The following is an 11,029-nucleotide window of genomic DNA, read 5'->3' on the forward strand; positions in this document are numbered from 1 at the left end:
ACCTTGCGCGTACTGCTCACCGGACACCAGGGATACCTGGGCACCGTCATGGCCCCGGTACTCACGGCCGCCGGACACGAGGTCGTCGGTCTCGACGCCGGCCTGTTCGCCGACTGCCTCCTCGGCCCGCAGCCCGCGGACCCGCACGGACCGCGGGTGGACCTGCGCGATGTCACGGCGGACCACGTGGCCGGGGTGGACGCCGTGATCCACCTCGCCGCGCTCTCCAACGACCCGCTGGGATCCCTCGCCCCGGAGCTCACCTACGACATCAACCACCACGCGTCCGTACGCCTCGCCCGGCTGGCCCGCGACGCCGGGGTACGACGCTTCCTGTACGCGTCGACCTGCTCCGTCTACGGCGCCGCCGGTGGCAGCGACCTGGTCACCGAGGACGCCCCGCTACGGCCGGTGACCCCGTACGCGGAGTCCAAGGTGCGGGTGGAGGACGACCTGCACGCCCTGGCCGACGGCGACTTCACCCCCGTGTACATGCGCAATGCCACCGCCTTCGGCTACTCGCCGCGGCTGCGCGCCGACATCGTCCTGAACAACCTGGTGGGTCACGCGCTCCTGTCCGGCGAGGTGCTTGTGCTCTCCGACGGCACCCCCTGGCGCCCGCTGGTGCACGCCGCCGACATCGCACGGGCCTTCACGGCCGCGCTGACCGCGCCGCGCGAAGCCGTGCACGACCGGGCGTTCAACATCGGCAGTGAGATCAACAACGTCACGGTCGCCGAGATCGCCGAGGAGGTCGCCGCGGCGGTGCCCGGCTCGAAGGTCGTGATCACGGGGGAGACCGGTGCCGATCCGCGGTCGTACCGAGTGGACTTCTCCCGCTTCCGCGCCGCGATCCCCGGCTTCGACTGCGAATGGACGGTGAAGCAGGGCGCGCTCGAACTCGCCGACGCCTACCGGACGTTCGGGCTGACCCGGGAGGACTTCGAGCGACGCTTCACCCGCCTCGCCGTGCTGCGCGCGGCGTCCGACGCCGGAGCCGTCGACGACACCCTGCGGTGGCGCCGATGACCGCGGCCGACACGCAGACGACGACCACTGCGGGCGCTCAGATGCATGCGCTGGTGGAGCGGCTGTACCCGCTGTGCCGGAGCATCACCGGCGACGGGGTGCGCGCCACCCTGGACATCATCGGCGAGTACGTTCCGCTGCGGGTGCACGAGGTGCCGACCGGGACGCAGGTCCTCGACTGGACGGTGCCGCAGGAGTGGAACATCCGCGACGCGTACGTCGCCGACGCCGAGGGCAACCGGATCGTCGACTTCGCCGCGTCCAGCCTGCACGTCCTCGGCTACAGCGTGCCGGTGTCGGCGACCATGCCGCTGGCCGAGCTGCGTGATCACCTGCACACCTTGCCGGAGCACCCGAACTGGGTGCCGTACCGCACCAGTTACTACAAGCCGGAATGGGGGTTCTGCCTGGCCCAGGAGACCCTGGACGCGATGCCGGACGGCGACTACGAGGTGCGCGTCGACTCCACCCTCGCCGACGGCCACCTCACCTACGCCGAGCATGTCGTCCCGGGGCAGGTCTCCGACGAGGTGATCGTCTCCTGCCACGTGTGCCACCCCTCGCTGGCCAACGACAATCTGGCGGGCATCGCGGTGGCGACCTACCTGGCCCGGACGCTGGCGCAGCGGACGCCGTACTACACCTACCGGTTCATTTTCGCGCCCGGCACCATCGGGGCGATCACCTGGCTGGCCCGCAACGCGGAGCGGATCGAGCGGGTCAAGCACGGCCTCGTACTGGCCTGCGCCGGTGACTCGGGACAGCTGACGTACAAGCAGAGCAGGCGCGGCGACGCGGAGATCGACCGGGTGATGCGCCACGTCCTGGCTGCCTCCGAACGCCCGCACCACGTCGCCGAGTTCACTCCGTACGGCTACGACGAGCGGCAGTACTGCTCGCCCGGATTCGACCTCGGCGTCGGCTCGCTCAGCCGGACCCCGTACGCCGGGTACCCCGAATACCACACCTCGGCGGACAACCCGGACTTCGTCTCCCCGGAGGCGATGGCGGACACCCTCGCCGTCTGCCGTGAGGCGTTCGGCGTCCTCGACCGCAACCGGCGGTACGTCAACCTCAGCCCCTACGGCGAACCACAGCTGGGCCGGCGGGGGCTGTACGACGCGCTCGGCGGCCGCAGCGACACCAAGCAGGCCCAGATGGCCATGCTCTGGGTGCTCAGCCTGTCCGACGGCGAGCACAGCCTGCTGGACGTCGCCGAGCGGTCCGGGCTTCCGTTCAGCGCCGTGGCCGGCGCGGCCGACGCCCTGCACGGCGCCGGGCTGATCAAGGCATGACGCCGATGACCACCGACAGGCAGACGTCGACACCGGCCGGGTCCGCCCGGCGGGCCCTCGTGGGCCGGCTGTCCTGGGGACTGGCGGACCAGGCTGCCTCCAGCCTGAGCAACTTCGTGGTGGGGATCTACGTGGCCCGCTCGCTGGGGGTGACCGCGTTCGGCGTGTTCAGCCTGGCCTGGGTGACCTACGGCGTGGTGCTCAACGTCTCCCGCGGCCTCGCCACCGACCCGCTCGTCGTGCGCTTCAGCGGCGTGCCGGACGCGTCCTGGCGCGGGGCGGTGGCCCGGTCGTCGGGTACCGCGCTCGGCGTCGGTGCCGCGCTCGGCACCGCGGCCGTGGTGGTCGGCCTTGTCCTCGGCGGCCGCGTGGGCACCGCGTTCGCCTGCCTCGGGGTCATGCTGCCGGGGCTGCTCTTGCAGGACGCATGGCGGTTCTCGTTCTTCGCCGCCGGCACCGGGCGGAAGGCGTTCGTCAACGACCTCGTGTGGGGCGTCGCGCTCGTCCCCGCCCTGGTCGTGGCGGCCCACGTGGGCACCGTGGCCGCCTTCGTGCTCGCCTGGGGCGCGTCCGCCACGGTGGCCGCGGGGTACGGCTGCCTCCAGTCCGGTATCCGTCCCCAACTGACCGGAGCGCGCGGATGGCTCCGTGAGCAGCGCGATCTCGGCTACCGGTACCTCGTCGAGAACGTCAGCCTCAGCGGCGCGAGCCAGCTGCGGGCGTACGGGCTCGGCGCGATCGTCGGAGTCGGCGCGGTGGGTGCGGTCCGTGGCGCCGAGCTGCTGCTCGGCCCGTTCCTCGCTGTGCTGATGGGTCTTTCGCTGGTCACCGTCCCGGAGGCCGCACGGGTGCTCCGGCGCGCTCCGCACCGACTCGGCCACTTCTGCCTCCTGCTGGGGGGCGGGCAAGCCGTTGCCGCGCTGCTCTGGGGCGGGGCGCTGCTGCTGATGCCGGAGCGGCTCGGCGACCTCGTGCTCGGCGGCGTCTGGCACTCCGCCGCACAGCTCATCGTGCCGGTCACGCTCAGCGTCGCGGGCTCAGGCCTCGGCACCGGCGCGGCGGCGGGGCTGCGCGCGCTGGGCGCGGCCCGGCGCAGCCTGCGCAGCCAGTTGTTCGCCTCCGCCTGTTACGTCGGCGGCGGACTCGGCGGGGCGGCCGTCGCCGGCACGGTCGGCTCGGCCTGGGGCGTCGCCGCAGCGACCGTCAGCGGGTCGGCCGTGTGGTGGTTGCACCTGCGGTCCGCGTTGCGCGAGCGCCACCACAACTCCACTCCCGAAGTGAGGACTTCATGACCCCCCACCCCAGGCTGAGCATCGGCCTGCCCGTGTACAACGGCGAGGAGTACCTGGCCGAGTCGCTCGACGCCCTGCTCGGCCAGACCTACGAGGACTTCGAGCTGGTCATCTCCGACAACGCCTCGACCGACGGCACCCAGGACATCTGCCGCCGGTACGCCGCGCTGGACCCGCGCATCCGGTACCTCCGGCTGCCCAGGAACATCGGCGCCACACCGAACCACAACCGTGTGTTCGCCGAGTGCCGCGGCGAACTGTTCAAGTGGGCCTCGCACGACGACCTGTACGGCCGGGATCTGTTGCGGCGGTGTGTGGAGGCGCTGGACGAGCGGCCCGACGTGATCCTCGCGCACTCCGGCCAGGCCGTCATCGACAGCGACGGCCGGCTGAAGGTCCCCTACGAGTACGGGCTCGCCACCGACTCGCAGCATGTGCCGGAGCGCTTCCGCAGTCTGCTGTTCGAGCCCGGCGGCGACGACTTCTACGGGGTGATGCGGGTCGACATGCTGCGCCGGGTGAAGCCGCTCGACAGCTATCACCACGCGGACCGCACGTTCGTCGCGGAGATCACCCTGCACGGGCCCTTCCACCAGGTGCCGGAGATGCTGTACTTCCGCCGCGACCACCCCACCCGCGCCGAGCGGGCGAACCCGTCCAAACGCTCTCGGTGCGTCAACCTGGACCCGCGCCGGTCAGGCCCGTTGCACCCCACGCCCCGGCTGCTCGCCGAGTACCTGTGGGGTTTCGTCGCGGCGATCCGGCGGGCGCCGCTGACCCCGGCGGACCGGCGCGCGTGCTACGGCCACCTGGCCGCGTGGATGACCAGCCGGGTCCGGCCCGGCGCCGGCGAGCGGGTCGAGGACCGCGCCCCGGTCGACCCGGCCCAGCTCACCGTGTCCGTCGACGCCCTCGTCGCCGGCCGCGAAGGGAGGCAGGCATGACGCCGGAGGACGAAACCCCGGTGCGCGTCGGGGTGTTCGGCCTGCTCGGTTCCGGCAACCTCGGCAACGACGGGTCGCTCGAGGCCGTGCTCGGGTACCTCCGCGCCGAGCATCCGAAGGCGGCCGTGGACGCGCTGTGCGGCGGACCCGAGGCGGTCGCGGCCCGGTACGGGATACCCGCGACGCGGCTGCACTGGTACCGCGGGGAGTACCGGACGGCCTCGCGTGCGGGTGCGATCGCGGCGAAGGGTCTTGGCAAACTCGTCGACGTCTTCCGCACCGCTGCCTGGGTGCGCCGGCACGACGTGGTGATCGTGCCGGGCATGGGGGTTCTGGAAGCCACGCTGCCGCTGCGGCCGTGGGGCTTTCCGTACTCGCTGTTCCTGCTCTGCGCGAGTGGCCGGCTGCTGCGCACCCGGGTCGCGCTGGTCAGCGTCGGCGCCGCATCGATCGGCAACCGGCCCACACGGGCCCTGGTGCGCTGGTCGGCGCGGCTGGCCACGTACCGGTCCTACCGGGACGCCCAGTCCCGCGACGCGATGCGGGCGATGGGCGTGGACACCGCGCGCGACGAGGTCTACCCGGACCTCGCGTTCGCCCTGCCGGGGCCGATCGCGAGCATGCCCTCAGGCCCGCCGGGCCCGGTCTGTGTCGGAGTCATGGACTACCACGGCGGCAATGACGACCGCGCCCGGGCACAGGAGATCCACCGGCGCTACCTCGACGGGACGATACGGTTCGTCCGCACCCTGGCCGAGGAGGGCAGGCCTGTCCGGCTGCTCACCGGTGACGACAGCGACGCGTCGGTGGTCGCCGCGATCCTCGCCGCGGTGGACTCGCATCTGGTCACCGCTGCCGAGGCGACCTCACTGGCCGATCTGATGAAGGAGATGGTGGCTGCCGACACCGTGGTGGCGGCCCGGTACCACAACCTGATCTGCGCGCTGAAGACCGGCGTACCGACGCTCGCCCTCAGTTATGCGGCGAAGAGCGACGCGCTCATGGCCCGGATGGGGCTCGGCGCGTACTGCCACCCGGCGCGCGCCATGGACGCCGACCGGCTGCTGGAACAGTTCCGGGCCCTGGAGGAGTGCTCGGCGGAGCTGCGGCGGACCCTCGCCGAGCGCAACCAGGACGCGGCTCAGCGCCTGGAGCACCAGTTCACCGCCTTGACGGCAGCCCTGTTCCCGGCGACCGACCAGACCCACACCCTGCGGGAGGCTCCATGAAGGCGACCGAAGTCCCGGCGATCGACGGCGCGTACCTCTTCGAGCCGACCCCGTACGCCGACGAGCGCGGCTTCTTCTGCCGCACCTTCGACGCCGACGTGGTCCGCTCGGTGGGCCTCGACCCGGACGCCTTCGTCCAGGACAGCCTGTCCCGCTCGGTCCGGGGCGTGCTGCGCGGCCTGCACCTGCGCTCCGGCGCGGGCGAGGCCAAGCTGGTGCGGTGCTCGTACGGGAAGGTCTTCGACGTCGTCGTCGACCTGCGGCCCGAGTCGCCGACCTACCTGGGCCGGGCCTTCTTCGAGCTGTCCGGAGAGACACAGGCGACCCTGTACATCCCGGCGGGGTGCGCCCACGGCTTCCAGGCGCTGACCGAAACCGCCGACACCTCGTACCGGATCGACCGCCCACACGATCCGGCCGAGGACGTGACGATCGCCTTCGACGACCCGGAGCTCGCCATTCCCTGGCCGCTGCCGGCCACGTCGATGTCCCAGCGGGACCGCGAGGCGCCGAGCCTCGCCGAGGTCCTGAAGCAGAAAGAGAGCTGAAGTCGGCGTGGACACCGAAGAGTTCCTCCTGCCCCGGTCGCGGATGGCGAACGAGCGGCTGCACGCCATGATCCCCGGGGGCGCGCACACCTACGCCAAAGGCGACGACCAGTACCCCGAGCACCTGGCCCCGGTCATCAGTCACGGCAGCGGTGCCCACGTGTGGGACATCGACGGCAACCGCTACATCGAGTACGGCTCGGGCCTGCGGTCGGTCAGCCTCGGCCACGCCCACCCGCGCGTGATCGAGGCGGTGCGGCGGGAACTCGACCGCGGCAGCAACTTCGTCCGGCCGTCCATCGTGGAGGTCGAGGCCGCGGAACGCTTCCTGGCCACGGTGCCGACCGCCGAGATGGTGAAGTTCGCGAAGAACGGCTCCGACGTCACCACCTCCGCGGTGCGCCTCGCCCGCGCCGTCACCGGCCGCCCGCGGGTGGCCGTCTGTGGCGACCATCCCTTCTTCTCCGTCGACGACTGGTTCATCGGCACCACACCGATGTCGGCCGGCATTCCGGCGGCGACCACCGAGCTCACCGTGGCGTTCCCGTACGGGGAGCTGGCCGCCACGGAGGAGCTGCTGACCCGGTACCGGGGCGAGATCGCCTGCCTGATCCTCGAACCTGCCGGGCCCACCCCAAGCTCTCGACGTGGCCCTGGCAGCGAAGACCCCACTCCCGCCTACCTCGCGGGCCTGCGCGAGCTGGCCGACCGGCACGGCTGCGTACTGATCTTCGATGAGATGATCACCGGCCTCCGCTGGTCCGAGGCGGGCGCCCAGGGCCTGTACGGCGTCGTCCCCGACCTCTCCACCTTCGGCAAGGCCCTGGGCAACGGGTTCGCCGTCTCCGCGCTGGCCGGACGCCGCGACCTGATGGAGTGGGGCGGGCTGCGTCACTCCGGCGACCGGGTGTTCCTGCTGTCCACCACACACGGTGCGGAAACGCACTCCCTGGCAGCCGCGGCGGCCGTGCAGACCACCTACGTCGAGGAGGGCATCACCGCGCGACTCCACGCCCTCGGCGAGCAGTTGGCCGCCGGTGTGCGCCACGCCGCGGCGACCATGGGGGTCGGCGACCACGTCGTCGTCCGGGGCCGGGCCAGCAACCTGGTCTTCGCCACCCTCGACGAGAACGGGCAGCCGTCACAGCGGTACCGCACCCTGTTCCTGCGCCAACTCCTCGCGGGTGGGGTGCTCGCCCCGTCGTTCGTGGTGAGCAGCGCGCTCAGCGACGCCGACATCGACCGCACCGTCGATGTGGTGGCCCAGGCATGTGCGGTGTACCGGAAGGCGCTGGACGCCGCCGACCCCACTCCCTGGATGGCCGGCCGACCAGTGAAGCCGGTATTCCGCCGCTTGGCCTGACGACACGTGACGTGCTGTCAGCGCCACTCTCGCCGACCGGCGTCGGCCCTGCTGTCGGCTGCCCGGTCGACCAGCCACGCTGTCGCCGGTACGACCGCCATCGCGGTGCACCAGCCGCCGAGGGCGTCGGTGGGGTAGTGCGCGCCCAGGGCGACCTCGGCCCAGCCCATCACGGCGCCGGCGACCAGCGCCGTGGAGAGCACGAGCACCGTCCTGGCCGCCCTGCCGGCGCCGAGCCGGCCGGTCGCCAGCAGCGTCATCACGAGGGCGAGCGCGGTGGCGAAGGCGGTGTGCCCGCTTGGATAGGACAGGTTGCTCTCGCCGTGGATGGTGCGCCCCACCAGCGACTTGAGCAGCCTCGTCGTCCCCACGGTGACGCCGACCCCGGCGACGACGAACACCGTTGCGCGAGCACGCCGAAGCAGCAGGCAGCCCACCACGATGGCCCCGACCAGCGCCGCTGCGCCCGCGGGTTCCCCCAGGAAGTCCACGACCACGGCGACGTGCCGCCAAGGCGGCCGGACACTGTCCGCCGTCGGCTGGACGATCCAATTGTCAACCGTGCCGGACTCGTCGTGGCCGGCGTACAAGACCCCGAGCACCACGACCACCACCGCGGCAAGGGTCGCGATCAGCCCCAGCCACGCGCGCAGCGAAGGGGGCAGCACCGCGGGCGCCGGCCGCCCGGTCACTTCCAGTTCCGCTCCTGCCAGGCGATCCAACGCGAGCCCCCGTCGTGTAGCTTCCCTCAGGCCAGATACACCATCTTGGCGTACGGAGATGTACGAGCCGTGTCAAAGCAACTCCGCAAGGAAATAACGGAGTTAAAGGGAGGAGGCGCCTAGTGAGTACGAGAGCTGGTCAGACGCCTTCTTTTGAGCCGTTGTTCGGGCCCTTGGAAGAAGCCGAGCCACCGTGCCGACTGCGACGCCAACAGGTTTGTGGTCTACCTCCGGCACACGACTGCGCCCGCTGCTGATCTGCGGAGACGCCTGGCTCGGTCGCGCCTCCAGCAGGCTTGCTCCGCTCCTGGGTCCGCATCATCGGGGAAGCCGTTACGAGCGCCGCCTGGACCGGATGCCATCGTCCTCCAGGACGTTCACCGCCGCGTCACCCGGACCGAGGGTTCCGGAACTCCTGCCGGTAGGCGCCCGGGGTGGTGCCTGTCTGAGCGCGGAAGCGGCGGCGCAGGTTGACCGCGGAGGCGAGACCGACACGCGTCGCGATCGCCTCGACCGGCAGGTCGGTCTCCTCCAGCAAGTTGCGTGCCGCGGCCACCTTGCGGGACAGGATCCACGCACCAGGACTTGTGCCGAGCCGGTCGGCGAAGCGCCGGGCCAGGGTGCGGGTCGAGACACCGAGGTGCGCGGCCAAGTCGCCTACGGACAACGGCGTTCCGAGGCGCTCATCGGCCCACTCGGACAGGCCGTTCAGCGCCTCCCCCGCCGAGGGAGGCGCGCACGGCGTCCGGCCGACCTCGCGATGCGGCGGCAGAACCATGTGCCTTGCGAGCAGGCCGGCATACGCGGCTCCGTGATCGTTCCGTACCAGGTGCAGGCAGAGGTCGAACCCCGCGCCCGCGCCGGCGCTGGTGGCGACGTCACCGTGGTCCACGTACAGCTTGTCCGGCTCCACCCGCACCCGGGGGAACTCGCGCCGCAGCTGTTCGGCGCGCGCCCAGTGCGTGGTGGCCGCGCGGCCGTCCAACAGTCCCGTGCCGGCCAGCGCGAACACTCCGGAACAGATCGTGACCAGCCGCGCCCCGCGGGCGTGCGCCCGCAGCAGTGCGCGGCGCACGGGATCGGAGAGCGGCTCCTCCACCGGCAGCCAGCCCGGGAGGATCACGGTGTCCGCGGTCGTGAGCGCGGAAAGGCCCTGCGACACGGACATCACGTAGCCGCCCGTGGTCGGCACCGGGCCGGGCGTCTCCGTGCACAGTTCGAATGCGTAGTGCTGGGGTATCCCTGGCCGTTTCGTACCGAAGACCTCGACCGCGCAGCCGAGCTCGAACGCCGGCTGCGCCGACCGGACCAGGGCTACCACGCGATGCATGGCAAGAAAGTACCCCACGCTGTCATCGCAGACTCTGTCTGCCGCGACCGACGCACGGCACCGTTGGGGGCATGCACCCCGAGATCCTTGCGCAGGCGGGCTACACCTCCGTCTCTGTCGATGAAAGCCCGGTCCGCGAGCTGTTCCCCGGGATCCGGCTACGTCCCCTGTGGCGGGGACCGGGTGGCGCGCACGCCAATGTGCTGGAGATGGACGCGGGCACCTCCTGGCCGCGCCGAGACATCCACGAGCCCGGCCCGGAGGAGGTCTACGTGGTGTCCGGCACCTTCAACGACGGAGCACGCGACTACCCCGCCGGCACGTTCCTGCACGCCCCGGCCGGGTCGTGGCACGTCCCCTCGACCACCGTCGGCTGCACACTGTTCCTCTTCTACCCACAGGGCTAGCGGTCCGCCGGGTCGCGGGCCCCATCGGGGGCCAGGCGAACACGCCTACAGCGGTTCGGGGTCTGCGGATGGTCCCTCCCGATCTCGAAGGTGACGGTGCCGCTGCCCGTGGACGCCGTGCCGTCGCTTCCTGCGGCGGATCATCTTCGGAGGTCCGACACCCCACGCAGCGCATTCATCCGCATCGTGGCAATGGTCCCGGTGGCGACAGCCTGCTTGTCCGGCGCCTGGGCGCAGGCGAACAGGAACTGACGGGCGCCCCGGCCTCGTCGTCATGAACTCGGCCTGGGAGCAGCGGAATTGCTCGTCGAAATGGGGTGGCCGAGCCGGTGATGCCGTTCCGTCCCATGGGGATGCCTCGTTCCTGCGAAGTGCGCTCAGCCACCGAACGGGGTCCGCGCCGTTCGCACCTGGTCTGTCGTGCTCCGGGCTCTCGGGTGCCGCCGTGCTGACACGCCGCCGGGCCGCGGCTGCCGTAGCAGGCCGCGGCCCGGTGCGACGCGCCCCGAACGGGGCGCGGTGGTGCTGATGTCACATCGCCGGTGTGGGGCGTACCACGCTGCGGGGGACGGACACGTGGGGCTCGCGTGCGCGGGCCGCCGGGGCGGCGGCCACGAGCGGCTCCGTGACCGCTGAGCCAGCGAACGCCGGGATCAGCACCTCGCGCGGCATCTCGAGTGCCTCGTTGATGTGCGGCGCGGGTCCGGCGGGAACCAGCGGGGCGCGCTCGCCGAGGCGGGCGCGGCGGGAGAACCAGATGATCTTTCCCGTGGCCGTGGCACAGCCGCCCCAGCCGTCGCTCAGCGCGGCGATCTCCGCGAGGCAGCCCTGGGGCGCGTAGTGCGGGCCCGGCAGGTCACGTTCGTGGTC

Annotated in this window: 10 protein-coding genes and 1 pseudogene; 8 read left to right on the top strand and 3 right to left on the bottom strand. The window is 71.8% G+C overall.

The features are described 5' to 3' along the window. Window positions 1-3: 3 nt before the first annotated feature. Genes ACFC96_RS11015 through ACFC96_RS11045 form a run of 7 tightly spaced genes read left to right on the top strand, consistent with a single transcriptional unit; the run spans window position 4 to window position 7,700 of the window. Window positions 4-1,029, top strand: coding sequence for an SDR family oxidoreductase (locus ACFC96_RS11015; RefSeq protein WP_340458791.1), 1,026 nt, complete (start codon window positions 4-6; stop codon window positions 1,027-1,029). After that, entirely contained in the window at window positions 1,026-2,324 is a 1,299-nt protein-coding gene (locus tag ACFC96_RS11020) for a DUF4910 domain-containing protein (RefSeq protein ID WP_376611548.1), read from the top strand. Before ACFC96_RS11015 ends, ACFC96_RS11020 begins: the two co-directional genes overlap by 4 nt. Continuing rightward, window positions 2,321-3,616 carry a hypothetical protein gene (locus tag ACFC96_RS11025; RefSeq protein ID WP_376611550.1) on the top strand — a complete coding sequence of 432 codons (1,296 nt, stop codon included), beginning with the start codon at window positions 2,321-2,323 and terminating at the stop codon, window positions 3,614-3,616. Before ACFC96_RS11020 ends, ACFC96_RS11025 begins: the two co-directional genes overlap by 4 nt. Next, window positions 3,613-4,560, top strand: a complete 948-nt coding sequence (locus ACFC96_RS11030) for a glycosyltransferase family 2 protein (RefSeq protein ID WP_376611552.1) — start codon at window positions 3,613-3,615, stop codon at window positions 4,558-4,560. Before ACFC96_RS11025 ends, ACFC96_RS11030 begins: the two co-directional genes overlap by 4 nt. Then, window positions 4,557-5,789 (top strand): polysaccharide pyruvyl transferase family protein, encoded by a 1,233-nt coding sequence (locus ACFC96_RS11035; RefSeq protein WP_376259564.1) that lies wholly within the window; start codon window positions 4,557-4,559, stop codon window positions 5,787-5,789. The genes ACFC96_RS11030 and ACFC96_RS11035 overlap by 4 nt, the downstream gene beginning before the upstream one ends. Then, window positions 5,786-6,337: a dTDP-4-dehydrorhamnose 3,5-epimerase gene (rfbC, locus tag ACFC96_RS11040; protein ID WP_340459599.1), complete on the top strand. Its 552-nt coding sequence runs from the start codon at window positions 5,786-5,788 to the stop codon at window positions 6,335-6,337. The genes ACFC96_RS11035 and rfbC overlap by 4 nt, the downstream gene beginning before the upstream one ends. Window positions 6,338-6,344: 7 nt before the next feature. After that, window positions 6,345-7,700: a glutamate-1-semialdehyde 2,1-aminomutase gene (locus ACFC96_RS11045; protein WP_376611554.1), complete on the top strand. Its 1,356-nt coding sequence runs from the start codon at window positions 6,345-6,347 to the stop codon at window positions 7,698-7,700. A gap of 17 nt (window positions 7,701-7,717) precedes the next feature. Here ACFC96_RS11045 and ACFC96_RS11050 read toward each other — a convergent pair whose 3' ends face one another. Both ACFC96_RS11050 and ACFC96_RS11055 read right to left on the bottom strand, forming a co-directional pair. Continuing rightward, entirely contained in the window at window positions 7,718-8,392 is a 675-nt protein-coding gene (locus ACFC96_RS11050; RefSeq protein ID WP_376611556.1) for a phosphatase PAP2 family protein, read from the bottom strand. Window positions 8,393-8,810: 418 nt separating this feature from the next. After that, window positions 8,811-9,752 carry a GlxA family transcriptional regulator gene (locus ACFC96_RS11055; RefSeq protein WP_376611558.1) on the bottom strand — a complete coding sequence of 314 codons (942 nt, stop codon included), beginning with the start codon at window positions 9,750-9,752 and terminating at the stop codon, window positions 8,811-8,813. 71 nt (window positions 9,753-9,823) lie between these two features. On the opposite strand from ACFC96_RS11055, the gene ACFC96_RS11060 reads away from it, so the two are divergent. Further along, the gene (locus tag ACFC96_RS11060; RefSeq protein ID WP_376226491.1) at window positions 9,824-10,159 is read left to right on the top strand and encodes a cupin domain-containing protein; all 336 of its coding nucleotides are present in this window, start codon (window positions 9,824-9,826) and stop codon (window positions 10,157-10,159) included. A gap of 531 nt (window positions 10,160-10,690) precedes the next feature. On the opposite strand, the pseudogene ACFC96_RS11065 reads toward ACFC96_RS11060, so the two are convergent. Next, window positions 10,691-11,029, bottom strand: a pseudogene (locus ACFC96_RS11065) (hypothetical protein); the annotation flags it as partial.

Origin of the sequence: Streptomyces sp. NPDC055955 (assembly GCF_042270245.1) — a bacterium.
GTDB lineage: Bacteria > Actinomycetota > Actinomycetes > Streptomycetales > Streptomycetaceae > Streptomyces.